Origin of the sequence: Actinomadura geliboluensis, from assembly GCF_043197915.1 — a bacterium.
GTDB classification, from domain to species: domain Bacteria; phylum Actinomycetota; class Actinomycetes; order Streptosporangiales; family Streptosporangiaceae; genus Spirillospora; species Spirillospora geliboluensis.
Window position 1 is genome coordinate 115,674 of record NZ_JBICUA010000001.1, and the last position, 24,401, is coordinate 140,074.

General features: G+C 74.7%; 21 protein-coding genes and 3 tRNA genes. 9 read left to right on the forward strand and 15 right to left on the reverse strand.

The genetic code is table 11. The annotated features are described in order from the left end of the window. Position 1: 1 nt before the first annotated feature. From ACGFI1_RS00580 to ACGFI1_RS00600, 5 genes are all read right to left on the reverse strand, one after another. Positions 2 to 76, reverse strand: a tRNA-Gln gene (locus ACGFI1_RS00580). A gap of 90 nt (positions 77 to 166) precedes the next feature. Then, positions 167 to 238 (reverse strand) — tRNA-Gly (locus ACGFI1_RS00585). A gap of 31 nt (positions 239 to 269) precedes the next feature. Further along, positions 270 to 342 (reverse strand) — tRNA-Ala (locus tag ACGFI1_RS00590). A gap of 303 nt (positions 343 to 645) precedes the next feature. Beyond that, positions 646 to 768, reverse strand: coding sequence for an LPFR motif small protein (locus tag ACGFI1_RS00595; RefSeq protein WP_254715223.1), 123 nt, complete (start codon positions 766 to 768; stop codon positions 646 to 648). A 53-nt stretch (positions 769 to 821) separates the two neighbouring features. Next, positions 822 to 1,604, reverse strand: coding sequence for a putative protein N(5)-glutamine methyltransferase (locus ACGFI1_RS00600; protein WP_387068571.1), 783 nt, complete (start codon positions 1,602 to 1,604; stop codon positions 822 to 824). Positions 1,605 to 1,694: 90 nt separating this feature from the next. On the opposite strand from ACGFI1_RS00600, the gene ACGFI1_RS00605 reads away from it, so the two are divergent. The 4 genes from ACGFI1_RS00605 (at position 1,695) to qcrB (ending at position 5,991) form a co-directional block, all read left to right on the forward strand. Further along, the gene (locus ACGFI1_RS00605; RefSeq protein WP_392781665.1) at positions 1,695 to 2,504 is read left to right on the forward strand and encodes a pentapeptide repeat-containing protein; all 810 of its coding nucleotides are present in this window, start codon (positions 1,695 to 1,697) and stop codon (positions 2,502 to 2,504) included. Between the two features lie 81 nt (positions 2,505 to 2,585). Beyond that, a complete protein-coding gene (locus ACGFI1_RS00610; RefSeq protein ID WP_301177542.1) occupies positions 2,586 to 3,143 on the forward strand; it encodes a hypothetical protein in 558 nt (185 codons plus the stop codon). Next, positions 3,140 to 4,225: a PrsW family glutamic-type intramembrane protease gene (locus ACGFI1_RS00615; RefSeq protein WP_138636445.1), complete on the forward strand. Its 1,086-nt coding sequence runs from the start codon at positions 3,140 to 3,142 to the stop codon at positions 4,223 to 4,225. The genes ACGFI1_RS00610 and ACGFI1_RS00615 overlap by 4 nt, the downstream gene beginning before the upstream one ends. Before the next feature lie 125 nt (positions 4,226 to 4,350). Continuing rightward, positions 4,351 to 5,991, forward strand: a complete 1,641-nt coding sequence (gene qcrB, locus ACGFI1_RS00620; protein ID WP_387068576.1) for a cytochrome bc1 complex cytochrome b subunit — start codon at positions 4,351 to 4,353, stop codon at positions 5,989 to 5,991. A gap of 24 nt (positions 5,992 to 6,015) precedes the next feature. Here the strand turns inward: qcrB and ctaD are convergent, their stop codons facing one another. From ctaD to ACGFI1_RS00635, 3 genes are all read right to left on the reverse strand, one after another. Beyond that, the gene (gene ctaD, locus ACGFI1_RS00625; protein WP_138636447.1) at positions 6,016 to 7,701 is read right to left on the reverse strand and encodes an aa3-type cytochrome oxidase subunit I; all 1,686 of its coding nucleotides are present in this window, start codon (positions 7,699 to 7,701) and stop codon (positions 6,016 to 6,018) included. A gap of 78 nt (positions 7,702 to 7,779) precedes the next feature. Further along, positions 7,780 to 8,103: a DUF2795 domain-containing protein gene (locus ACGFI1_RS00630; protein WP_138636448.1), complete on the reverse strand. Its 324-nt coding sequence runs from the start codon at positions 8,101 to 8,103 to the stop codon at positions 7,780 to 7,782. Between the two features lie 112 nt (positions 8,104 to 8,215). After that, entirely contained in the window at positions 8,216 to 9,238 is a 1,023-nt protein-coding gene (locus ACGFI1_RS00635) for a Ppx/GppA phosphatase family protein (protein ID WP_392781670.1), read from the reverse strand. Between the two features lie 107 nt (positions 9,239 to 9,345). On the opposite strand from ACGFI1_RS00635, the gene ACGFI1_RS00640 reads away from it, so the two are divergent. Beyond that, on the forward strand, positions 9,346 to 10,533 hold the full coding sequence (locus tag ACGFI1_RS00640) for a zinc-dependent alcohol dehydrogenase (protein WP_392781673.1): 1,188 nt from the start codon (positions 9,346 to 9,348) through the stop codon (positions 10,531 to 10,533). A gap of 141 nt (positions 10,534 to 10,674) precedes the next feature. Continuing rightward, on the forward strand, positions 10,675 to 11,061 hold the full coding sequence (locus tag ACGFI1_RS00645) for a nuclear transport factor 2 family protein (protein ID WP_386868509.1): 387 nt from the start codon (positions 10,675 to 10,677) through the stop codon (positions 11,059 to 11,061). A gap of 28 nt (positions 11,062 to 11,089) precedes the next feature. On the opposite strand, the gene ACGFI1_RS00650 is transcribed toward ACGFI1_RS00645, so the two are convergent. The 7 genes from ACGFI1_RS00650 to ACGFI1_RS00680 all read right to left on the reverse strand — a co-directional run bounded on the left by ACGFI1_RS00650 (position 11,090) and on the right by ACGFI1_RS00680 (position 21,964). Continuing rightward, positions 11,090 to 12,910: a cytochrome P450 gene (locus ACGFI1_RS00650; protein WP_392781676.1), complete on the reverse strand. Its 1,821-nt coding sequence runs from the start codon at positions 12,908 to 12,910 to the stop codon at positions 11,090 to 11,092. Between the two features lie 9 nt (positions 12,911 to 12,919). After that, positions 12,920 to 14,122 carry a PucR family transcriptional regulator gene (locus ACGFI1_RS00655; protein WP_386868515.1) on the reverse strand — a complete coding sequence of 401 codons (1,203 nt, stop codon included), beginning with the start codon at positions 14,120 to 14,122 and terminating at the stop codon, positions 12,920 to 12,922. 13 nt (positions 14,123 to 14,135) lie between these two features. Beyond that, positions 14,136 to 15,185, reverse strand: a complete 1,050-nt coding sequence (locus ACGFI1_RS00660; protein ID WP_386868517.1) for a polyprenyl synthetase family protein — start codon at positions 15,183 to 15,185, stop codon at positions 14,136 to 14,138. A 64-nt stretch (positions 15,186 to 15,249) separates the two neighbouring features. Next, on the reverse strand, positions 15,250 to 17,907 hold the full coding sequence (locus tag ACGFI1_RS00665; RefSeq protein ID WP_392781680.1) for a PEP/pyruvate-binding domain-containing protein: 2,658 nt from the start codon (positions 17,905 to 17,907) through the stop codon (positions 15,250 to 15,252). A gap of 2 nt (positions 17,908 to 17,909) precedes the next feature. Next, positions 17,910 to 18,533, reverse strand: a complete 624-nt coding sequence (locus ACGFI1_RS00670; RefSeq protein ID WP_392739151.1) for a methyltransferase family protein — start codon at positions 18,531 to 18,533, stop codon at positions 17,910 to 17,912. 17 nt (positions 18,534 to 18,550) lie between these two features. Continuing rightward, entirely contained in the window at positions 18,551 to 19,348 is a 798-nt protein-coding gene (locus tag ACGFI1_RS00675) for an AfsA-related hotdog domain-containing protein (protein WP_392781683.1), read from the reverse strand. A 519-nt stretch (positions 19,349 to 19,867) separates the two neighbouring features. Continuing rightward, complete coding sequence (locus ACGFI1_RS00680) at positions 19,868 to 21,964, reverse strand: catalase (protein ID WP_386868525.1); 2,097 nt, start codon at positions 21,962 to 21,964, stop codon at positions 19,868 to 19,870. Positions 21,965 to 22,236: 272 nt separating this feature from the next. Between ACGFI1_RS00680 and ACGFI1_RS00685 the strand changes: the two genes are divergently transcribed. From ACGFI1_RS00685 to ACGFI1_RS00695, 3 genes are all read left to right on the forward strand, one after another. Beyond that, positions 22,237 to 23,520 carry a PucR family transcriptional regulator gene (locus tag ACGFI1_RS00685; protein WP_392781686.1) on the forward strand — a complete coding sequence of 428 codons (1,284 nt, stop codon included), beginning with the start codon at positions 22,237 to 22,239 and terminating at the stop codon, positions 23,518 to 23,520. A 153-nt stretch (positions 23,521 to 23,673) separates the two neighbouring features. Continuing rightward, the gene (locus ACGFI1_RS00690) at positions 23,674 to 24,030 is read left to right on the forward strand and encodes a histone-like nucleoid-structuring protein Lsr2 (protein ID WP_392781688.1); all 357 of its coding nucleotides are present in this window, start codon (positions 23,674 to 23,676) and stop codon (positions 24,028 to 24,030) included. A gap of 17 nt (positions 24,031 to 24,047) precedes the next feature. Continuing rightward, positions 24,048 to 24,377: a histone-like nucleoid-structuring protein Lsr2 gene (locus tag ACGFI1_RS00695; protein WP_138636842.1), complete on the forward strand. Its 330-nt coding sequence runs from the start codon at positions 24,048 to 24,050 to the stop codon at positions 24,375 to 24,377. Positions 24,378 to 24,401 lie beyond the last annotated feature (24 nt).

The following is a 24,401-nucleotide window of genomic DNA, read 5'->3' on the forward strand; positions in this document are numbered from 1 at the left end:
ATGGCTGCCGGAGCAGGGTTCGAACCTGCATGACGTGATCCAGAGTCACGCATCCTGCCGATTGGATGATCCGGCATGGGTGCCCGCGGGCGGGCGGTGGCGTCCGCCCGCCTCGGGCACGTGCAGAACCGGCCGGGGGTCGTTACTCCCGCCGGGCCCAGTCCAGAGCCGCACCCGGGAATCGAACCCGGTTTTCCTGGGTGGAAGCCAGGTGCCTCACCATTTCGACCTGTGCGGCTTGCGGCGGAACGAGAAGCGTTCCGCCGGGGTGGATCGGGCCGGACTCGAACCGGCAACCTCCCGCTTGCAAGGCGGGCGCTCTTCCCATTGAGCTACAGACCCGTGACGAACATGAAAAGACCGCCGGAAAGGTCATCCTGGCGGCCTCCGGAGAACCTTCGCGGTCCTATCCGGAGACGCCTCCGACGGCGGCGGCGCCTCGCCGCTGCCCGGCACCGGAGCGCCGTGACACCGGCCCGCCGCTGGTCGTGGCCATCCTCACCGCTCCTTCCGCCGTTTCCGTTCGGTTTGACACTCCTAGGGTGCGGGATGTCGCGCCTGCGCGCAAAGCTTTTTTTCCGGCAAAGGCTCGCCCCGGGCCATATCGGAGGAATGGCCCGGGGCGGACGTGCGGATACCGCGGTTCTACCGGTGGGTGCGGGTGCGGCGCCCGGGGGTCAGGAGGCGCTGCAGAACCCGGAACGGGAGGGTCACGATGCTGACGATCGTGCCGATGATGGCGCTGAGCGCTGCACTGATGCGGCGCATTGTGGTTCACTCCTTCAGGTCGTCCTATACGACCCGTACCCCCCTATCGAGTTTTACACCGGCTTTGCTCCGACGATGACCGTGGCATAGAACTCCTCCGACGTCCGGACGGCGGCGGACAGCCCGCCCCGCTCGACGGCGGCGACCGCGTCCGGGACCTGGCGCTCGCTCGTCTCGAACAGCAGGTGGCCCCCGGCGACCAGCCACCGCGCCGCCTCGGCGGTGACGCGGCGCAGCACGTCCAGGCCGTCGGAGCCGCCGTCGAGCGCGACCCGCGGCTCGTGGTCGCGCGCCTCCGGGGGCATCAGCGCGACGTCGTCTGTCGGCACGTAGGGGACGTTGGCGAGCAGCACGTCGACGCGGCCGCGCAGCGCGTTCGGCAGCGGGGCGAACAGGTCGCCCTCATAGGCGTGGCCGCCGAGCGGGGCGATGTTGGCGCGGGCGCAGCGGACGGCGGCGGGCTCGACGTCGGCGGCGTGCAGGGCGTACTCGTCCAGGCCGGCGACGAGCGCGGCGCCCAGCGCGCCGGAACCGCAGCACAGGTCGACCACGACCGGGCGCGGCGGGGCGAGCGCGGCCGCCTCCCGGACGAGGAACTCGGTGCGGCGGCGGGGCACGAACACCCCCGGCTCGACGGCGATCCGCAGGCCGCAGAACTCCGCCCAGCCGAGGACGTGCTCCAGCGGCAGCCCGGCGGCGCGCCGGTCCACCATCGCGGACGCGTCGCCGGGAGTGCGGGCGGTGGCGAGGATCAGCCGCGCCTCGTCCTCGGCGAACACGCAGCCGGCGGCGCGCAGCCTGGAGACGATCGCGGACTCGGTGAGGGGTGTCGTCATGGGGTTCCGGACTGTACAACACCGCCCTCGTCCCAAGCAGGGGCCGCGTGGCCCGACAATGGAGCGTTGTCCAGGAGGCGGAGGCGCGGGGTGTCGGAGAGGGCGGACGGTCTGCGGGCCGACTGCGCGAGCTGTTTCGGCCTGTGCTGTGTCGCGCTGCCGTTCGCGCGGTCCGCCGACTTCGCGGTGGACAAGGCCGCGGGCGAGCCGTGCCGCAACCTCCTGGCCGACTTCCGCTGCGGCGTCCACGCCGACCTGCGGGGGCTCGGCTTCCGGGGCTGCACGGTCTTCGACTGCTTCGGCGCGGGCCAGAAGGTGTCGCAGGAGACCTTCGGCGGCCGGGACTGGCGCGCGGACCCCGGCGTCGCGCGCCGCATGTTCGCGGTGTTCCCCGTCATGCGGCAGCTGCACGAGCTGCTCTGGTACCTCGACGAGGCGGCGGCGCTGCCCGCCGCCGGCCCCGTCCGCGCCGAGCTGCGGCGCGCGTTCGAGGACGTCGACCGCCTCACCCGGGGGGATCCGGCCGCGCTCGCCGAGGTGGACGTCCCGGCCGTGCGGGAGAAGGCGAACGCGCTGCTGCTGCGCGCGAGCGAGCTGGCCAGGGCCGCCGCCGTGCCGGGCCGCAGGCGGGAGCGGCGGGGCGCCGACCTCATCGGGGCGCGGTTGAGGGGCGCCGACCTGCGCGGCGCGAACCTGCGCGGCGCCTACCTGATCGGGGCCGACCTGCGCGGCGCGGACCTGCGCTCGGCCGACCTGATCGGCGCGGACCTGCGGGACGCCGACCTGCGCGGCGCGGACCTCACCGGCTGCCTCTTCCTCGTCCGGGCGCAGCTGGACGCGGCGCGCGGCGACGCCGCCACGCGGTTGCCGGACGCGGTCGGACGCCCGGCGCACTGGTGACCCGCGCGCCCTGATCTTGTTTAGTTCCCGGGTCAAGGGGCATTGTCGCAGCGCACGTCATCGGGGGGTCACGTGGCGCGGGTGAGATGGTGGGGTACGGGGCTCGTGGCGCTGGCGCTGCTGCTCCTCGCCGCGGGGCTCCCGCTGCTCGACAAGGCCCTCGGCAGCGGCGGCAGGCCGGTCGCGGCGGGCACGGTGCTGTCGGTGGGGGCCGAGCGCGACGGCGTCCGGCCGGTCACGTTCACGGTCCCGTCCTCGGGCTGGGTGCTCGACCGGGCCGAGTCCTCGCTGACCAGCGACATCGAGCTCGCCAACGCCGGGGTCGGCCTGTACGTGCGGGTCGTGGTGCCGCTGGCGCCGCTGGACGCGCGCGAGCTGTGGGACGGCCTCGGCCGGATCGTCGCCGCCGGCGGGCGGTCGCGGCTGCGCGCGGGGCCCGTCCCGATCACGACCGCGCACGGGCTGACCGGGCTGACCGGGCGGCTCGCCGGACGCGAGCGCGTCGGCATGGCGACCGTGTTCGCGCGGGCCACGCTCGGCGCCACCGTGACGGCGTCGGGGCCGCCGGAGGCGTTCGCGCGGCTGGCCGCGGAGGTCGACGCCCTGGTGCGGACGCTGCGGATCTCGGCACCGCCATGACCCGCCGGCCCGCGTTCTGGCTGTGGGCGGCCGCGTGCCTGCTCGGGGCCTGGACCGCCTTCCGCGGGATCGGCGCGCAGGTCGCGGCGTTCCCGGCGGGCGCGATCCTCGGGTTCGCGCTGCTGGCCCCGGCGCTGGCCGCGGGCGTGTGGGCGCTGCGGCGGCTGCATCCGATCCGGTCGCTGCCGCTCGGCTACGCGCTCATCACGGTGGCGTGGGGCGGGCTCGCCGCGTTCGGTCTCGCGCTGCCCGCGAACTCGGCGTTCCAGGCCGTCCTCGGCAAGACGGCGGGGCCGGGGTTCACGGCGGTGTGGGGCGCGGCGATCGCCGCGCCGGTCGACGAGGAGGTCCTGAAGCTGCTCGGGGTCGTGGTGCTGGCGCTGATGGCGCCGGCCGCGGTCCGCGGGCCGCTCGACGGCTGGGGGTACGGCGCGCTCGCCGGCCTCGGCTTCCAGTTCGCGGAGAACTTCCTGTACGTGCTGAACACGATCGTGCTGACGGGCGCGACGCAGGACGCGAACGCGGCGCTGTTCACCTTCGGCAGCCGGGTGGTCGGCGGGGCGTGGTGGAGCCACTGGGCGATGACGGCGGTCGGCGGCGCGGGCCTCGGCTGCCTGCTGGGGAGGGCGACCCGGACGAGCGCCGCGATCGCGGGGGCGGCGTTCGTGCTGTCGATGGCGCTGCACTCGTGGTGGGACGCGCCCGTCCTGTCCGGGGTGGCGCTGCTGCCGGTGAAGGGGGCGCCGATCCTGCTCGCCGCCATCGTCACGTACCGGCTCGCGCGTCGCCGGTACCTGGCGCATTTCCGGCGGACGGTGCACGCGGAGACGGCCCGGGGCGTCCTCATCCCCGGCGAGGGGCACGTGCTCGCGTTCCGCAAGTGGCGCCGCAAGGAGCGGTGGGGCGTGCCGGCCGGGGAGCCGCGCCGGCTGCTCGCCCGGCTGCGCGCCGACCAGCTGGCGCTCATCGAGGACGGGCTCGGCGGGCTGGAGCCGGACCCGCTGGCGGCCGACCGGCTGCGGGCCGACATCATGCTCGCCCGGCACCAGCTCAACTCGGCCGCGAACCCGCGCGCGGCCTGACCGCGCGGTGCCCGGCCCCGCCAACGCGAGGGGCCCGCAGGCGCCCGCGCGGCGGCGTTTGCGGTAACCCCGCTCGGGTACCCGCCCAGCGAAATTGCTGCTCGGGCCTTGGGGAGAAGTGCGCGATGGCGGGACGGAACGGCCGGTCGAGGTCCGCGCGGGCCGGCGACCTGGTCCAGGGTGTCAACGACCGGCTCGGCTCCACCTCGTTCCTGAGCCAGAACATCAGGAAGGCGTTCCCGACGCACTGGTCGTTCCTGCTCGGCGAGATCGCGCTCTACTCGTTCATCATCCTGGTCCTGACGGGCGTCTACCTCACGCTGTTCTTCAAGCCGAGCGGCGGGGTGCAGGTCTACGACGGCTCGTACGCGCCGCTCAAGGGCGTGCGGATGAGCGACGCGTACGCCTCCACGCTGCACCTGACGTTCGACGTGCGCGGCGGGCTGCTGATGCGGCAGATCCACCACTGGGCGGCGAACGTCTTCCTCGCGGCGATCGTGGCGCACCTCATGCGGATCTTCTTCACCGGCGCGTTCCGCAAGCCGCGCGAGATCAACTGGGTGATCGGCGTGTCGATGTTCGCGCTGGCGCTCGCCGAGGGGTTCGCCGGCTACTCGCTCCCGGACGACCTGCTGTCCGGCACCGGCCTGCGGATCTTCCAGGGGATCCTGCTGTCCATCCCCATCGCCGGGACCTACCTCAGCCTGTGGGCGTTCGGCGGGCAGTTCCCGGCGAGCGAGGAGTTCATCCCGCGGCTGTTCACGGTGCACATCCTGCTGATCCCGGGGATCCTGATCGCGCTGGTCACCGTCCACCTGATGATCCTGTGGCACCAGACCCACACCCAGTGGCCGGGCCGGGGGCGGCGGGAGATGGCGGTGAGCGGCGAGAAGACCTTCCCGAACTTCGCCGCCCAGAGCGCGGGCTACTTCCTGTTCACGTTCGGGGTCCTGGCCGGGCTGGCGACGCTGTTCCAGATCAACCCCGTCTGGCTGTACGGGCCGTACGAGCCGAGCGAGGTCTCCTTCGGCTCGCAGCCGGACTGGTACGTCGGATTCCTCGAAGGCTCGCTGCGCATCATGGCGCCGCTGTCGACGACCGTCGCCGGGCACGACATCTCCTGGAACGTGCTGCTGCCGGCGGTCGTCCTGCCGGGGATCTTCTTCACGCTCATGGGCCTGTACCCGTTCGTGGAGCGCTGGGCCACCGGGGACGAGCGCGTCCACCACCTCCTGGACCGGCCGCGGAACGCCCCCACCAGGACGGGGATCGGCGCGGCGGCCGCCGCCTGGTACATCAACCTGCTGGCGGCGGGCGGCAACGACATCATCTCCAACACCTTCAAGATCCCGCTGTTCTGGACGACGTGGTTCTTCCGCGTCGGGTTCTTCGTCGCCCCGGTCCTCGCGTTCGTCGTCGCCCGGCGCGCCTGCCTGAGCCTGCAGCGCCGCGACCTGCAGACCCGCCGGGAGGGCGTGGAGAGCGGCCTGATCTCGCTCAGCCCGGAGGGCGGCTTCGAGGAGCGGCACGAGGTTCCGGCGCGGGACGCGGAGGCCGTGCTGCGGACCCGGCGGCCCGGCGAGCTGGTCGCCCCCTACCCGGACCACATCATCCCGCTCCCGACCCCGGACCGCGCCCGCACCCAGGTGCGGACCCGCGCCAACCGCTTCTACCTCGACTACCAGTCCGAGTCGTACGGCGGCGGCCAGGGCGACCTGGAGAAGCCGCCTCAGGAGGGCGGCGGCTCGAAGGACGGGAGCGGCTGACCCGCGGCGTCCGGCCCGCGCCGGTCAGGACTTCCCGGGCGGCGGCAGCGCGGGCTCGGCCTCCTGAGGCGGCTCCAGCGCCGGGTAGTGCAGGTCGAACGCGGGGCGCACGGAGCGGATCCGGGGCATCGACGTGAAGTTGTGGCGGGGCGGCGGGCAGGACGTCGCCCACTCCAGCGAGCCGCCGGTGCCCCACGGGTCGTCGGTGCCGACCTTCTCGCCGTGCCGCCACGTCCGCAGCACGTTCCACAGGAACGCGAACGTCGAGGCGCCCAGGATGAACGAGCCGATGGACGAGACGAGGTTCAGCGTCGCGAACTGGTCGGGGTAGTCGGCGTAGCGGCGCGGCATCCCCTCGGCGCCCAGCCAGTGCTGGACGAGGAACGTCGTGTGGAACCCGATGAACAGCGTCCAGAAGTGCAGCCTGCCCCAGCCCTCGTGCAGCATCCGGCCCGTCATCTTCGGCCACCAGAAGTAGAACCCGCCGAACATGGCGAACACGACGGTGCCGAACAGGACGTAGTGCAGGTGGCCGACGACGAAGAAGGAGTCGGTGAGGTGGAAGTCCATCGCCGGCGAGGCGAGGATGACCCCGGTCAGCCCGCCGAACAGGAACGTCACGAGGAACCCGAGCGCGAACAGCATCGGGGTCTCGAACGTGAGCTGCCCCTTCCACAGCGTCCCGACCCAGTTGAAGAACTTGATCCCGGTCGGCACGGCGATCATGAAGGAGGTGATGGAGAAGAACGGCAGCAGCACCCCGCCGGTGGCGAACATGTGGTGCGCCCACACCGTCATCGACAGCCCGGTGATCGAGATCGTCGCGGCGACCATGCCGAGGTAGCCGAACAGGGGCTTGCGCGCGAACACCGGGAGGATCTCGGTGACGATCCCGAAGAACGGCAGCGCCGCGATGTAGACCTCGGGATGGCCGAAGAACCAGAACAGGTGCTGCCACAGCAGCGCGCCGTGGTTGGAGGCGTCGTAGATGTGCGCGCCGATCTTGCGGTCGGCCTCCAGCGCGAACAGCGCCGCGGTCAGCACCGGGAACGCGATCAGCACCATCAGGCTGGTCAGCAGCACGTTCCAGGTGAAGATCGGCATCCGGAACATCACCATGCCGGGCGCGCGCATCGCGATGATCGTGGTGATGATGTTCACCGAGGTGAGGATCGTCCCGAAGCCGGACAGGATCAGCCCCATGATCCACATGTCGGGGCCGAGGCCGGGCGAGTACGCCTCCGACGTCAGCGGCGAGTAGGCGAACCACCCGTAGGCGGCGGCGCCGCCCGGCATGATGAACGACGCCATCACCATCAGGCCGCCGAACAGGAACAGGTAGTAGGTGAGCGCGTTCATCCGCGGGAACGCCACGTCGGGCGCGCCGATCTGCAGCGGCACCAGCACGTTCGCGAACCCGGCGAACAGCGGCGTCGCGAACAGCAGCATCATGATCGTGCCGTGGATCGTGAACAGCTCGTTGTAGGTGTGGTTGCTCACGACCTGCCGGCCGGGCTCCAGCAGCTCGGCCCGCATCAGCATGGCCATGACCCCGGCGGCGAGGAAGAACAGGAACGACGTCGTGAGGTACAGGTAGCCGACCATCTTGTGGTCGGTGGTGGCCAGGATGTGGCCGATCTTGGTACCCATGCGGTGGCGCGCGAGCGCCTCGGCGACGCTCGCGTCGTCCCTGCCCTGTACAGCCGTCATCGACGGCCCTCCTCCCGCGTCGGAGCCCAACGGGGCACTTGCCGCAGGGGCGCCGTTCAAACGGCCGGGCGCCGGCCGTCAGATCTCGTCGCCGCGGTCCAGCTCCTCCTCGACGGGCGAGCGCTCGGTGTGCCGCATCGGCTCGCCGAGGCCGGGCTTCTGGTGGTGGCGGCGCTGGTGGTCGCGCTCGGTCGGGGTCCGGCCGGGGTCCGGGTCGAGCGGTACCGACCGCAGCACCTCGGCCACGCTGCCGTACGTGCCGAGCGGCAGCGACGACACCGCGCGCTCGGCGTCCATCTCCGGCCGCCTCTCGTGCACGTGCTCGACGATCCGCTGCTTGCTCGCCGGGAACGGCAGGTCCCCGAGCAGCTCCTCGATCTCGCGTGCGTCGGCGAGTCCCATGGCGTGCCCCCCTGGTCCGGTGTGCTCCCCCTGATCGCGTGCGCCGCGGCGCGGTCCTGCCCGCGGAACTGCCCGCCGGGCCGCGGGCCAAACGGCGGGGACGCCGGGGCGCTCACCCGATCCGGAGCCCGGGCGCGGCGGCCCCGGACCGCAGCGGCAACGCGGCGAGCGCCGGGGTCCGGCGGGGTCCCTCCGCCAGTTCGCCCAGCCGGTCCAGCATGATGCCCTCGCGCAGCGCCCACGGGCAGATGTCGAGGCGGTCGAGGCCGAGGACGTCCATCACGCCCTCGGCCACGATCGCGCCCGCGAGGATCTGGTGGGCGCGCGACGCCTTCACGCCGCGCAGCCGCGCCCGCTCCTCGTCCGGCAGCTTCGCCAGCCGGGGGATCCAGCGGTGCAGGTCGCGGCGGTCGAGGCGGCGCTCCCGGAACGGCCCGGCCTTCGCCTTCGGCGCGCCGCACAGCCGGGCGAGCTGGGTGAAGGTCTTGGACGTCGCGACGGCCCGCACCGGGGCCGGGCGCGCGGCGATCCCGGCGGTCGCCTCGGTGAGCACCGACCGCACGTGCGCCGACAGCGCCCGGCGGACGCGCTTGCGCACCGGCGGGCGGGGCGGCAGGTGGTGCCGGGTGAGGCGGCCCGCGCCGAGCGGCAGCGACAGCGCGATGTCCGGTTCCCGGCCGGCGCCGTAGGCGAGCTCCAGGGAGCCGCCGCCGATGTCGGCGAGCAGCATCGGCCCCGCCGACCACCCGTACCAGCAGCGGGCCGCGAGGAACGTCAGCCGCGCCTCCCGCTCGCCGGTGAGGAACCCGAGCTCGACGCCGGTGGCGGCGCGGACCTCGGCGGTGACGTCGGCGCGGTTGGCGGCGTCGCGCAGCGCGGACGTCGCGAACGGGACCAGCTCGGCGACCCCGAGGGCCGCGGCGGCGGCCGCCGCCTCCCGCACCGCGGCGATCAGCCGCCCGACCGCGGGCCGCCCGATGACGCCGTGCCGGTCGGTGGCCTCGGCCAGCCGGACCGGGCTCTTCACCGACCGGACGGGCAGCGGCGGGTGCCCGGGCTCCAGGTCGGCGATCCGCAGGTGCGCCGAGTTGGAGCCGATGTCGAGCACGCCGAGACGCAGGGGGCCGTCGTCCATGCGACTGCTTTACCCCGCATTGACCTCCTCAGTCCGGCGACGTTTCGGCCCGCCCGTCGGGGTAGGGCGGCCAGGGAGACGGGGCCACCGCCGCTGAGGAGGACCAGATGAAGGCCGTCACCTGGCACGGCAAGCGCGACGTCCGCGTCGACAGCGTGCCCGACCCGGAGCTCAAGGAACCCGACGACGCGATCATCCGGGTGACCTCGTCCGGCATCTGCGGGTCGGACCTGCACCTGTACGAGGTGCTCGGGCCGTTCCTCACCGAGGGCGACATCCTCGGCCACGAGCCGATGGGCGTCGTCGAGGAGACCGGGCCGGACGTGGCGCACATCAAGCCGGGCGACCGCGTGGTGATCCCGTTCAACATCTCGTGCGGGCGCTGCCACATGTGCGGGATGCAGCTGTACGCGCAGTGCGAGACGACGCAGGTGCGCGAGCACGGGATGGGCGCGGCGCTGTTCGGCTACACCCGGCTGTACGGGCAGGTCCCGGGCGGGCAGGCCGAGTACCTGCGGGTGCCGCAGGCGCACTTCGGGCCGATCAAGGTGCCGGACGGCCCGCCGGACGAGCGGTTCGTCTACCTGTCGGACGTGCTGCCGACCGCGCGGCAGGCCGTCGAGTGGGCCGCGATCCCCGAGGGCGGGTCGGTGACGGTGCTCGGCCTCGGCCCGATCGGGCAGATGGCCGCCCGGATCGCCCGGCACCGCGGGCACCGCGTGATCGCGGTGGACCTCGTGCCGGAGCGGCTGGAGATGGCGCGCCGGCACGGCATCGAGGTGATCGACTCCGACGCAGCCGACGACGTGCCGGACGCGGTGCGCCAGCTCACCGGGGGCCGCGGCACCGACTCGGTGATCGAGGCCGTCGGGATGGAGGCGCACGGCTCGCCGGGCGCGAAGCTGGCGCAGACCCTCACCGGGCTGCTGCCGGGCAACTCCGCCGCGCCGCTGATGTCGCGCGTCGGGGTGGACCGGCTCGCCGCGCTGACCACCGCGATCGAGATCGTCCGCCGGGGCGGGACGATCTCCGTCATCGGCGTGTACGGCGGCATGACCGACCCGCTGCCGATGCTGCGGATGTTCGACAAGGGCGTCGGGCTGCGGATGGGCCAGGCGCACGTCAAGCGGTGGATCGACGAGTTGCTGCCGCTGGTGTCCGACGACGCCGACCCGCTCGGCGTGATGGACCTCGCCACGCACCGCTGGCCGCTGGAGAAGGCGCCGCGGGCGTACGAGATGTTCCAGAAGAAGCAGGACGGCGCGATCAAGGTGCTGCTGCAGCCCGGCGCGTGACCCGTCCCGCCGGAACGGTCCCGGACGGATGATCGCGGACGGGTGATCGCGGACGGGTGATCGCGGACGGGGTCCGCGCGGCCTAGGCTTTCGGGACGCCCCCGGGGGCGTGCCGATCACCCGAGCCTGGAGGTGGGCCCGATGCACCCGTTCCGCGCGGCCGTTGAGAAGGGCGACCTCGACGCCCTCCCGGCGCTGCTGGCCGAGGACGTCACGTTCCTCAGCCCGGTGGCGTTCGCGCCGTACGAGGGGCGGGCCGCCGTCTCCGCGATCCTGCGCGCGGTGACCCGGGTGTTCACCGATTTCCGCTACGTCCGGGAGATCGGCGGCGGCCGCGACCACGCGCTCATGTTCAAGGCGCGGGTGGGCGACCGGGAGGTGCACGGCTGCGACTTCCTGCACCACGACGACGCCGGGCTCATCGACGAGTTCTGCGTGATGGTGCGCCCGCTGTCGGGGGCCCGCGCCCTGTCGGACGCGATGGCGGTGGAGTTCGCGAACGTCCGGCGGGAGATGGGCCTGGCCTGATGCGGCCCGCCCCTGAGACGACTCCGCCTCACCGGACGAGTCCGAGGACGGTCCAGCTCGCGAACGCCGACAGCGTGTACAGGGCGGGCGCGGCCCACCGGGTGCGCCCGCGCGCGAACGACACGGCGGCGAGCGCCGGGACGGCGAGCGGCACGAACGCGGCGGCCGTCCACACCCCCGTCTGCGCGGAGAGGCCGAGCAGCACCGTCGACAGCACCGGCGCGGCCAGAACGCACGCCACCGCGCCGCCGAGGCCGAGCGTCGCCGTGTAGGTCCGCTCCCCCGGCCGCGGCGCGCGGGTGGTCTTTCCGGCCAGTTCCGCGTGCCCGGCCGCGAGCACCGCGACAAGCACTGCGGTTAACGCGGATGGGTCCGCGCCGTGCCCGGCCGCGTCCAGGTACCCCGCGTACAGGTAAAGGTGCAGCAGGACGGGCACGGGCAGGCTCACCAGCAGCCCCGCGAACAGCCCGTCCGGGCGGGGCCGCCCCCAACGCAGGTGGACGCCGAGCACCGCAGCGGCGTAGCCGAGCTGGGCAGCCAGAATGCAGGCCCGCCACGGCCACGCCGCGTGCGACGCGACGAGCACGACGGCGCCCGCTCCGTACAGGACGCCCAGGTCGCGGACGCGCACCGCGCCCGCCGGCAGCGGGCGACCGGGATGGAAGCGCCGGTCGTAGTCGACATCGCGGATGTCGTCGAGGGCCCGCATGAGGAGCAGGTCGGCGAACAGCGCCGCCGCCGCGCGCCACGCCAGGTCGGCCGGGTCGACGGCCAGTGAGAGGTCGCCGAACCGGCGCAGGATCGCGGCGAGGCCGGTCTGGAGCTCGGCGCGGGCGTGGTGGACGCCGAGGCAGCGGTGCCTGCCGTGCCCGAACCCCAGGTGCGGGTTCGAGGACCGGGCCGGGTCGAAGGCGCCGGCGGCGGGGAAGGCCGCCGGGTCGCGGTTGGCGGCGTCGGTGAGCGGGACGACGACGTCGCCCGGCGCCAGCGGCGTCCCCGCCAGCTCGGCGGCGGCGGTGACGACGTGCGGCCGGCCGCCGGTGCCGGCGAGCCAGGTCCAGCGCACGTACTCCTCGGCCGCGGCCGGGATCAGCGCCGGGTCGGCGCGCAGCCGGGCGGCGAGCCGGGGCCGCGCCGCGAGGTCGAGGACGCACAGCGCGAGGAGGTTCGCGGTGCTCTCGCCGCCCGCCATCAGCAGCCCGGCCCCGAACACGGCGGTCTCCTCGTCCGACAGGTCGGAGCCGTGCACGAGGGCGGTCAGCAGGTCGTCGCCGGGGAACGGCCGGCGGGCGGCGACCTGCTCGGCGAAGTAGCCGCGCATGCCCTCGTGCGCCGCCGCCACCTCGGCGTCCGGGTGGTGCCCGGCCGACATCATCGCGCTCGCCCAGGGCAGCAGCAGGCCAAGGTCGGCGGTGGGGACGCCGAGCATGCCGCAGACGACCGCGTACGGGAACGGCGTCGCGAACCGGGCGAGCAGGTCGGCGGGCGGCCCGCCCGCCGCCATGCCGTCCAGGAGGCGGTCGGCGACGGCGGCCATGCGGGGCCGGTCCGCCTCGGCGCGGCGGGCCGTGAACCACGCCCGGACGGCCCGGCGCCGCCGGGTGTGCGCCGGCGGATCGCTCGCGGCCAGCGCCAGCGACGCCGGGGTCCGCGCGAACAGGGTGCCGCCCCGCCACGCCTCCCGGCTGAACCGGTCGTCGGACAGCACCGTCCGGACGTCGGCGTGCCGGGTGGCGAGCAGCGCCTCCCGGCCCGCCACCACGGCCGGGACCAGCGGGCGCGCGTGCAGGCGCCGCAGGTGCCCGGCGTCCAGCGGGACGCCCGGGCGGTGCGGCAGGGGGAAGTCCATCGGTCTCCTTCAGGCGCTCAGCGGCGGGGGCAGCGAGGTCTCCTCGGCGCGGCGGCCCTCGCGCTCCAGCCGGCTCAGCCGCGCCGAGGTGAGGGCGGCGCGGAACAGCTGGATGCCGCGCGCCGAGCTCGGGTCGACGCCGGACAGGTCGCGGATGCGGTCCAGCCGGTAGTGCAGGGTGCGGCGGTGGATCCACAGCTCCCGGGCGGCGCGCTCCCGGTCGAGGTTGCAGGCGAGCAGCACCTCCAGCGTCCGCCGCAGGTCGGTGCCCGCGTCGAGCGGCTTCAGCACGGCGGCGAGCCGGCCGCGGATCGCGGGCTGGTCCAGGATCGCCAGCTCGACCAGCAGCTCGTCCGCCCGGTAGGGGCGGTCCTCGCCGTCCGGGATGGCCTTGACGGCGGTGAGCACCCGGGACGCCTCCTCCAGCGCGTCCGGGATGCCGGCGAGGCCGCGCCGCTGCGCCTGCGCGGCGTGCACCGGGCCGCGGGTCCAGGAGACGAGGGACGCGGTGAACTCGGCGGCCCGGCTCTCCGCGCACAGCTGGTCGGCGGCCGGGAGCAGCACGATGAGGCCGGACAGGTCGCCGGAGTACAGCACGCCGTCCCAGCCGTCCAGCCGCTCGCTCGCCCGCTCCCAGCACGCGTCCGAGGCGGGGGCCTCGCACAGCAGCACCAGGTAGCCGGGCGCGAGCCGGACCCCGGCCGCCTCGGCGATGACGCCGGCGGGCGCGCCGTCGATCAGGGTCTCGGCGAGCAGCCGGCGCAGCGGCCGCGACGCGCCGCCCGCGCGCGGCGCCTCCGCGTAGCCCTGGATGCACGCCTCCCGCGCGCCGATGGCGAGCCGCGCCGCGTGCGCGGTCAGCTCGGCCATCTCGGCGAAGTGGCCGGGCGGCGCGACCGTCCAGCAGGTGCGGGCCGCGGCGGCGAGCGCGAGGTCCCACACCTCCGACAGCACCGGCAGCGGGATCGCCTGCCGGGCGGCGAGGACGCCGAGGTCGCGGAACCGGCCGAGGTCGTCGGCGGGCAGCGGCTCGCCGGTGAGGACGAGCCCGATGAGGCGGGTGCAGGTCTGCCCGCGGCCGCCGAACATGGGGCCGGCCGCGCGCCGGATCGGCAGGTAGGCGGGGTGGCCGTGCAGGGCCTCGCCGACCGCGCCGGCGACCCGCGGGCCGGTGGAGAGGAGGATGTCGGAGAGTCCGCCGGGAGCGGTCATCGGCGTCTGCTCCCTAGGCCGCGGCCAGCCGGAACCTGGGCAGGTGGCCGACGGTCGCGTCGACCAGCCCGTGCAGCTCCCGCACGCAGCCCGGTTCGCCGCCGAGCCGGTCGAGCAGGCCGTGCGCCCGCTCGATCAGCGGCGCCACGGACGCCGCGTACCCGTCGATGACCTCCTCGTCCAGCATCCGGTCGGCCAGCTCGGCGCGCGCGGCCGCGCACCGGCGGGCCGCGGCGTGCAGTTCGAGCGCCTCGCGGCGCCGCCCGGCGGGCAGCTCGCGCAGCAGGTGGACGAGCAGGTAGGTGGCGGTGCCGTTGGCGAGGTCCTCGTGCCGCCCGGACGCGAGGTCGCGCTGGTCGTTGACGAGCTGGCGCAGCACGCCGAGCGACCGCCCGAACGCGCGCCAGCCGGCGACCCGGCCGCGGTCCGCGCCGGCCAGGCAGGCGGCGGCCGCGGCGGCCATCCCGTACGGCGCGCCCGTCTTGCCCTCGTAGCCGCGCAGCACCGACGCGGGCGTGGCGACCGCCGGGCGCTCGGTGAGGTCGCGGAGCTGGCCGTCCACGGCGTCCAGCCAGCAGCGCGACAGCTCCTCCCCCAGCGCGGCGCGGGTCGCGGCGGGCACCGGCAGCCCGGCGAGGAGCCGGGCGGGCAGGTGGCCGCCGACGGCGAACGCGGTGAGCGCCCGCTTGCCGGCGGCGACCCGGTCGGGCACGCCGGCCGGGCCGGGCGCGTCGGTCAGGTCGTCGAGGTGGCGGGCGGACGCCCACCAGAGCAGGTGGACCACCGCGATCGGCGCCGCCGGGCCCGGCTCGCCGGTCTCCGCGCCGTGCGCCAGCAGCGGCAGCGTGACCATGCCGTGCAGGCCGGGCCGCGAGCCCTTCGCGCGGACGAGGTCGAAGAACTCCAGGAGGAACTCCGACATGGCGCCGCCGACCATCTCCCGGCCGTCGTCCAGGCCCATCGCCAGGCCCTCGGCGAGCAGCTCGCACAGCCGCGCGATCTCCACCTCGACCTCGGCGATCGCCCGCTCCTGGGCGGCCTTGCCGAACACTCCTTCGTCCACGTGCCAACTCCTCTGGTGCTGCGGGGTGTGTGCGGGCCGCGCCGGGGGCCTCCGGCGCGGCCCGTCATCGGCGGGCGCGCCCGTCCAGGACCCGGACCGTGCCGGCGCGCCCGTCCAGCTCGATCCAGGCGCCGTCCGGGATGCGGGCGACGGCGCCGCCGACCGCGACCGCGGCGGGCACGCCGAGCAGCCGTCCCGTGACGGCGGTGTGCGAGAGCAGGGTGCCGCGCTCGACGACCAGGCCGGACGCGGCGATCATGAGGGGAAGCCAGCCCGGGTCGGTCTCCCGGGCGATGAGGATCCGGCCGGCGCAGCCGGCGGGCGGGACGCCGGGGTCGAGGACGACCTTGGCGCGGCCGCGGACCGTCCCGCCGCCGGAGCCGAGCCCGCGCAGCACGTCGCCGTCCCGGCTCTCGGCCTTCCCGACCGGGCGGGCGCGGGCCAGGGCCGCCGCCACGGGCACCGCCGCCGGGACCGACAGCAGCGGGGGCGGGGGCGGCGCGTCGCGGTGCCGGCCGCGTTCGGCGCGCCGCACCGCCGCGAGGCCGCGCAGGACGTCCGGGCCGGCGCCGGGCAGGGTGCCGTCGAACGCGCCGAGGACCTCCGAAGCGGTGAGGTCGAGGACGTCCATGGGGTCGTCGAGCATCCCGGCCTCGGCGAGGTCGGCGCCGAGCCGCCACAGGATCGTGCGGGACAGCCCGAACAGCTGCGTCCGGCAGAACCTGGTGTCCTCCCGGGTCCGGACCAGCGACCGCAGCAGGGCGAGCAGGGCGCCGAGGACGGCGCGGCGCGCCGGGTCGCGGCAGGCCGCCCGCAGCCGCCGCCGGGCCTCGGCCGCCGCGCGCGCCTCGTCGGCGCGGCCGCCCTCGACGGTCGCGCCCCGCCGGACGAGCGGCGCGAGCGTCGCGGCGAGCATCCAGGGCCGCTGCCGGGGCGTGGGCGCGTCGAGCTTGAGGTCGTGCACCGCGCGGTCGCCGTAGCGGCGCAGGTAGGCGCGGGCGGCGGCGGCCACGGGCGAGCCGTGCCGGCCGGCGGCGACGTCGTCCCAGACGGCGCGCAGGGCCCGCGCGTCGGCGGGGTCGGCGGCGAGCAGCGCCGCCTTCAGGCCGGGGATCCCCGCGGCGCGTTCGGCGAGGGCGATGGCGGCGCGGGCGGCGGCGAGCGAGCGGTTCTCGCGGCCGCCGCACAGCAGGCCGGGCAGCAGTTCGGGCCCGGCGTCCGCCCAGCGGCGCAGCAGCGCGGTCGTCGCGCGCAGGACGAGCAGTCCGTAGACGCCGTTGGCGAGGGTGACCCCCCAGCGGGCGGACGCCTCCGCCCACACCCGCCGGTAGAGGGCGATCAGCTCCTCCGGGGACCGCTCGGCGAGCGGCCGGGCGGCCGGGTCGTGGACGTCCGCCATGACGCCGTCCCACCAGCGCAGGAACCGCGCGGTCGCGCGGCGGTGCCCGGCCGCGCGGACGGCGAGCCCCGGCAGCGCGGCGGCGACCCGGGCCCGCGACCGGCGGCGCTCAGCGCGGACCTCGCCGGTGATGCCCATGCCCTCCTCCCAGCCGGCGCGGACCAGGTCGAACACCGGCAGCCGGCCGTGCAGCTCCTGCCAGTCGTCCAGCCGGTAGTAGACGCGCCCGCCGAGGTGCCCGACCATGCGCGGCAGCCGGTGCGCGTCGGCGCGGAGCCGCCGCGCGGGCACGCCCATGCGCCGGTACAGGTCGGTGAAGGCCAGCTCGTAGAACATGCGCGCCTGGGAGTAGGTGAGCGCGCCCGACACGCCCGGGAAGCTCTCGGTGATGTTGTGGTCGCCCCAGTGGACGCGGGGGCCGGTGTCCTCGGGGTTCGCGGCGAGCGGCCGCGCCTGGACGAGGTGGACGGCGCCGTCCGGGGTGAACGTGCCCTCGATGTCCTGCGGGCGGCCGAAGTGCGCTTCCACGCGGGCGGCGAGTCCGGCCACCCGGCGGGCCTCCTCGTCGGTCAGCACGGGGGCGTCCTTGAGCGCCGCCGGCACTTCCCCCGCCCTCGTGCCAGTCTCGCCGTCCGCCGGCGGGCCCACCATGCGCCGCTTGGCCACAACCTCGGTACGGACCTCGTCCGTCACCGGATCGACGAAGAAGTGGTCGACGTCGGCCTTCTCCTGGACGACGCCCTCGCCGATCCCGTGCGCGGCGGCGATGACGTGGAGCCGCGCCCCGTCCCGGGGGTCGCGGGTGAACGCGACGAACGAGCGGTCGCCGCGCACCATGCGCTGGACGCCCACGGCGACCCTGGCGCTCGCGGGGTCGACGCCCCGGAGCGTCCGGTACTGGACCGCCTCGGGCTTGAACGCCGACGCCCAGCAGCGCGCGACCGCCTCCAGCAGCCCGTCCCGGGGGACGTACAGGAAGCTGTCGCTCATCCCGGCGTACGGGTCGCTCTCGGAGTCCTCTCCCCCGCCGCCGCTCCCCGGCACGACGCAGGCGCGGACGGCCGCCGTGCCGCCGGCGCCGATCCGCTCGTCGAACGCCTCCAGCAGGGCGGCGGCGAGGTCGCCGTCGGGGACGGCCTCGGCCAGCGCCGACGCCGCCGAGGCGCACCAGTCGGCGACGGGCGCGGCCGAGGCCGGCGGGAGGTCCAGCGCGCCGAGCGCCCGGTCGAACTCCCCCGCGGGCAGGCAGAAGAAGTCCGGGACGGGCAGCCCCGCCGCGCGCAGCGCCTCCAGCCGCGCGAACTTGAGCCCGATCTCGCCCATCGTCACCACACTCCCGGCAGCAGGCGGGGCGTCGCGGCGGCGTACCGCGCGTAGCCCGGGACACCGCGGAGCGCCCGTTCCTCGACCCGGATCCGCCCGGCCACGGCCGCGGCGAGCAGGACGAGCGCCGGAACGGTCACCGGGCCGGGGAAGAAGGCCGTGACGCCGAGGTTGGCGAGCAGCATCCCCGCGTACGCCGGGTGCCGGACGGTCCGGTACGGCCCGCCCGTGACGACCCGGTGGCCGGCCTGCCGCGCCACGTGGTGGGAGTAGAACCGGCCGAGCGCGCGGATCGCGGCCTGCCGCAGCGCCACCCCGGCCGCGAACACCGCGCAGGGCAGGAGCAGCCACGGCGTCCAGCGGTCCCAGGGCGCGGGCCGCAGCGACGCGCCGGCGACCAGCAGGACGCGGGCCAGCGCGTACGGGAGCAGCGTGCGGGAGTCGGCGGGCGGGGCGGCGGAGCGGCGGAAGGTCACCGGCGCCTCCAGGAGCAGCCAGCCGAGGTAGCCGGCCAGCAGCCCCGCCGCGACCTGCCCCACCGCGCCGCCCCGGCCCGCGTGCAGCGCGATGCCGCAGGCCAGGACGGCGGCGCCCGCCGCGAACAGCAGGCGCGGCGCGAGCGTCACGAACCTCACGGTGCCGTTCACCGGGCCCGGGTCCGCGCGTACTGCTCCGGGTCGACCGCGTACGCCTCATAGGTGAGCGACCCCAGGACGGCGCCGGTCGCGGCGTCCGCGAGCGTCGCCGCGCAGCGCGACCGGCGGCCGGCGGGCCGCGCGCTGAGCCAGCGCAGGACGAGTGGGACGTCGCGGCCGACCCGGTACGGGACGTCCGCCCGCAGCGCCACCCACAGCAGCGTCGCGTCCATGGGCCGGCCGTGCTCCGCGTGCTCCAGCATCGTGGCGAACTGCCGGCCCGCCTCGACGATCTCCACGGGGCCGCGGGGCGCGGCGGGCGCGCCCGCCGGCTGGAGCACCGCCGACTCGACCACGGCCCGCCCACGCCGCACCGGCTCGCCGACCAGGACGTTCTCGGCGCGCTGCCGGTGCACGAGCCCGGCAGCCGCCCGCCGGGCCGGCGCCGGAGCGGGCCCATCGCCCGGAGCCGCCGGGTCCGCGTCCGTGAACGCGATGGAGCCGCCGCACACCTCCCGGCCGGCCTGCCGCGCGGCGACCGTCCAGGCGCGGTTGCGGCCGGGGACGGGACGGCACGCCAGCGTCGTGCCGCGGTCCAGCTCGCAGAAGCGGGTGAAGTCCAGGCCGGCGACGACGCGGCCCGGCGGCCGCCCGCGCGCCCGCAGCCCGTCGGCGCGGGCCGCCAGTTCCAGCAGGCCGCTGAACAGCAGCATGCCCGGCACGTGGTCGAGCGGATGGTCGAAGTAGAAGGGATCCGACTCGTCGACGACCAGCTCACGGAATCGCTCGATAACGGACGCGGTCATGGGCTCCCCTCCAATTACCCGCCCCTGGGCCTTCGGCTCCGCCTGCCGAAAACGCCACCTGACGCCGTTCTCGGGAAGGGGCGGATATGTCGACCGGACGGCCGTCATCTTGCTACAGAAATGCGCACGGCTGAACTGCACCCCTGGGCAGTCCGGGCCGCCGCGGGCTGCCCAGTCCGGCAACCCGGCGGCCCCGCGGGGGCGCCGTACACGGCCTTCCCGGGCCGGAAACCGCATGTCAGCGTCCGCTTGCAGGGCGCGCGCCGGCGGTCGGCCGGGCCGACCGCGCACGTCACCCGGCCGCAATGCGGAGCGATAGCGGCGCGTTTCACCGCGCCCGCCGAAGCGTTTTACCGGGCCGGTCGAACAAGATACATTTTCAAAACATCGTTCAAATCGGCACGGATACCGGACGCCCTGTGAGATAGCCCACAAATAATTGGCGGAATGCGGCCATGCGGAAGGCCCGGCCCGGGGGCGGCAGGAGTCCCCCGGACCGGGCCCGGTCCGTGCGGCGGGTCAGGCGGGCACGTGCGCCTTGGCCCGCGTCCAGTGCCGGTGCGCCGCGACCGCCTCGACCAGCTTGCGCGGGAACTCGGCCGACGCGCCCTCGCCCGTGACGACGCCGGCGTCGCTGACGACGTCGCCGTCGGCGAACCGCACCCCGGTGATTCCGGCGCGCTCCAGCAGCCCGATGCCCGCGTCGAGGGCGCCGACGGCCTTGCAGTGCACGAACGCCTCGGCGACGAAGTGCACGGCGTCGCCGTCCTGCGCGAGGGTCCGCACGCTCTCCTCGCCGCCCGGCACGAACACCGCGTCGTAGAGGACGGACGCGACCGTCGGCATGGCCCGGGTGACCTCGACCTGGCCGCCGTTGGCCGCCTGGACGAAGCCGTCCTCGGCGGCGAGGACGTCGCAGACCGCGCCCGCCTCGGTGAGCGCGTCCCCGACCGCGGTGACGGCGGCCGAGTCGACGCCGTCCGCCGCCAGGATCGCGACCTTGCGGCCCTGGACGGACTCCGCCGGCGAGTTCGCCTGGCTGAGCGCGGGCGAGCTGCGGCCGTGGTTGGCCGTCGCCGGCGCCTCCGGCGGCGCCACGCCGACGCCCTTGGCGACCTGGACGGCGAGGTCGTGGTCGACGTGGTTGAGGTGCGCGACGACGCCCTCCCGGATGTGCTTGTGGTCGCACTTGCCGAGCTCGAAGCGGAACGCCCCGACGATGTGCTCCTTCTCCCAGTCGGCCATGCTGTTCCAGAACAGCGTCGCCTGGGAGTAGTGGTCGGCGAAGCTCTCGCTCCGCTTGCGGATCTTTCGGCCGTCCACCCGCTCCTGGTAGTGGCTGAACGAGCCCGCGCCGCCGACCGCCGGGCACCCGCCCGACAGCGAGTTCTTGTGGTAGCTCGCCTGCCCCTGGTGCAGGTCCATCTGGTGGTAGCCGTCGCGGTGGTGGTTGCGCACCTCGGCGACCGGCCGGTTGACCGGGATCTGCGGGAAGTTCGGCCCGCCGAGCCGGATCAGCTGCGTGTCCAGGTAGGAGAACAGCCGCGCCTGCAGCAGCGGGTCGTTGGTGAAGTCGATGCCGGGCACGACGTTGCCGAGGTGGAAGGCGACCTGCTCGGTCTCGGCGAAGAAGTTGTCGGGGTTGCGGTCCAGCACCAGCGTGCCGACCGGCCGCACCGGCACCTCCTCCTCCGGAATGATCTTGGTTGCGTCGAGCAGGTCGAACCCGAACCGGTGCTCGTCCTCCTCCGGCACCAGCTGGACGCCGAACTCGTACTCGGGGAAGTCGCCGTCGTCGATCCGGTCCCACAGGTCGCGCCGGTTGAAGTCGGGGTCCTTGCCCGCGATCTTCTGCGTCTCGTCCCAGGCGAGCGAGTGGGTGCCGAGCTTCGGCTTCCAGTGGAACTTCACGAACGTCCCGGCTCCCCGCTCGTTCACCAGCCGGAACGTGTGGACGCCGAACCCCTGCATCATCGCGAAGCTGCGCGGGAGCGCCCGGTCCGACATCAGCCACATCATCATGTGCATCGTCTCGGGCTGCAGCTGCACGAAGTCCCAGAGGGTGTCGTGCGCGGACGACGCCTGCGGGATCTCGTTCGGCGGCTCCGGCTTCACCGCGTGCACGAAGTCGGGGAACTTGATGCCGTCCTGGATGAAGAACACCGGCATGTTGTTGCCGACGAGGTCGAAGTTCCCCTGCCGCGTGTAGAACTTCGTCGCGAACCCGCGGACGTCGCGCACGGTGTCGGCCGAGCCGCGTGACCCGGCCACGGTGGAGAACCGCACGAACACCGGCGTCGTCAGCGAGGTGTCGGTGAGGAACTCGGCGGTGGTGTAGTCGGCGAGCGACTCGTGCAGCGTGAAATGGCCGTACGCGCCGGCGCCGCGCGCGTGCACCACCCGCTCGGGAATGCGCTCGTGGTCGAAATGGGTGATCTTCTCGCGCAGATGGAAGTCCTCCATCAGCGACGGCCCGCGCTCCCCCGCGGAAAGCGAGTTGTCGGTGTCGTCGACCCGGATCCCCTGGTCGGTGGTGAGCGCGGTACCCTCCGGACTCACCCGCCGGCGGTCCAGCTGCTCCTGTTTCCGGTCCGCCCGGTCGGCGGGATCAGCCATGTTCCAGCTCCCTCAACGGTGAATGGACACGTGGGGGCGGCTACCCCCCGATCCGGGCGGCATGCGCGCTTTGACCGGAACTTGATTTCCGTCCTCCGCACCCCTTCCACGGCGATTCCACGGGCGCTTGTCAACGGGCTGACAAATGCGGTGGCGGACGGTGCGGGCGGCTGAGTGTCGCGGATCACGCCGGGTGCCTACGTTGGGACGACCGGGCGGTCTGACCGCCCGGAGAACGACGCTTTCGCAGCGGGTGAGCGGGAGGTGGCGAGGTGACCGCGGCATTCGAGGACGCGCACGCCGGATCACCGGTCCTGGCGGGCCTGACGGAGGAGCCGTGGCGCGACGTCCCGGCGGAGGAGGCGCGCTGGATGCGGCCCCGGCTGCCGGAGCTGCTCGGTGTGATGGTCGCGGGCGTGCTGCGGCACGTCCCCGAGTACGACCGGCCGGGCGACGCGGCCTACTGGCGGGTCGCCGAGGCCGCGGTCGCGCAGGCCATGGAGCACTTCGTGCAGATGATCGCCGACCCGGACACCTCGTGGAAGGAGGTGTACCAGGTCTTCTTCGACGTCGGCTACGGCGAGGCCGTCGAGGGGCGGAGCCTGGAGCACCTGCAGAACGCGATGCGCGTCGGGTCGCGGATCGCCTGGCGGCACCTGGCGGTCGAGGCCGAGCGGCTCGGCCGCCCCCGCGCGCTGATCACCCTGCTCGCGGAGGCGAACTTCGCCTACCTGGACGCGCTCGCGTCCGCCGCCGCGCACGGCTACGCGCGGGCCCGGGAGAAGGCGGCCGGGGAGCGCGAGCAGCGCCGCGGCCGGCTGCTGTCCCTGCTGCTGTCGGACCCGCCGGCGCCGCCGGAGGTCGCCCGCGAGCAGTCGGCGCGGGCCGGCTGGCCGCTGCCGCGCCGGCTGGCGGTGATCGTGCTGCGGCCGCGGCCGGGCAGCGGCGGCGAGGGCCCGGCCGGGCTGCCGCCGTCCCTGCTCACCGGGCTGGACCACGGCCGGCCCTGCCTGATCATGCCCGACCCGGACGGGCCGGGCCGGCTCGACGAGCTGGCCGCGACGCTCGCGGGCTGGACCGGCGCGATCGGCCCGTCGGTGCCGGTGGAGGAGGCGGGGACGTCGCTGCTGTGGGCGCGGCGCGCGCTCGACCTCGCCCCGGCCGCGCCCCACCGTCCGGCCGGGGGCGCCGGTTCCGGCGCCCGCGGCGGGCGGGCCCGGCGCGGCGGGGTGCTGGTGCGGGCCGAGGAGCACCTGCCGAGCCTGCTGCTGCGCGAGGGCGGGTCGCTCGCCGCGATCGTGGCGTCCCGGCGGCTGGCCCCGCTGGACGAGGCGGGCCCGCGGCAGGGGCTGCGCCTCGCCGTGACGCTGCTGGAGTGCATGAAGCACGGCTTCAACGCCACCGGCGCCGCCGAGGTGCTGTGCGTGCACCCGCAGACCGTCCGGTACCGGCTGGCGCAGCTCCACGGGATGTTCGGCTTCGACATCGAGGACCCGGAGATCCGGCTGGAGATGATGCTCCTCCTGCACACCTGGATCCAGCGCCGCGGCGGCTGAGCCGGCCCCGGGCGGCCGCCGCCCCCGCCCGCCGCGCTTCCGCCGCCCTCCTCCCCGTGTCCCATCCATGGCGGGGGCCCGAATCCGCTACGGTCGGGGTCGCCGCGCAGGCGAGGGGCGCCGCGCGGCGAGGGGAAGGAAGACACAGAGCACATGGCCGAGAAGGTCATTCGCGTGGACGACATCGACGGCTCCGAAGGGAGCGATGTCGTAAAGCGAGACTTCGAAGTCTTGGGTCGGACGTTCACGATCGACCTGAGCGATGACAACTACAAGCGGCTGAACGAGATGCTGGACGCCCTCGCGCCCTTCATCGAGAACGCCGCGGAGGTGAAGCCCGCCGGGAAGGGCCGCAAGTCCCGCACCGCGAAGATCAAGGGCTACACGAACGGCGATGTCCGCGAGTGGGCATTGCGTCAGCACATCGAAGTCTCCGAACGTGGCAAGATATCGGATGAGGTCTATGCTGCATTCATCGAGGCACATCCGGACGCGAAGCCGGACGCATAGCTAGAGGGAGTCCCCGCATGGCACAGAAGGTCGAAGTCCTTCTCGTCGACGACATCGACGGTGGAGAGGCTGACGAGACCGTCAGCTTTTCCCTCGATGGGACGTCTTATGAGATCGACCTGAGCAAGAAGAACGCCGCCAAGCTGCGCAACGGCCTGGAGCCGTTCGTGGCCAGCGCCCGCAAGGCGCGCAAGACCACGGGCCGCGCCGGCCGCGGGTCGCGTACCGCGGGCAGCCGCGAACGCTCCGCCGAGATTCGCGAGTGGGCGAAGAACCACGGCATCAAGGTCAATGAGCGGGGCCGTATCCCCGCCAATGTGATCGAGCAGTACGAGGCCGCGCACTAGCGGACCGCGCGCCGGCGGCGTTCC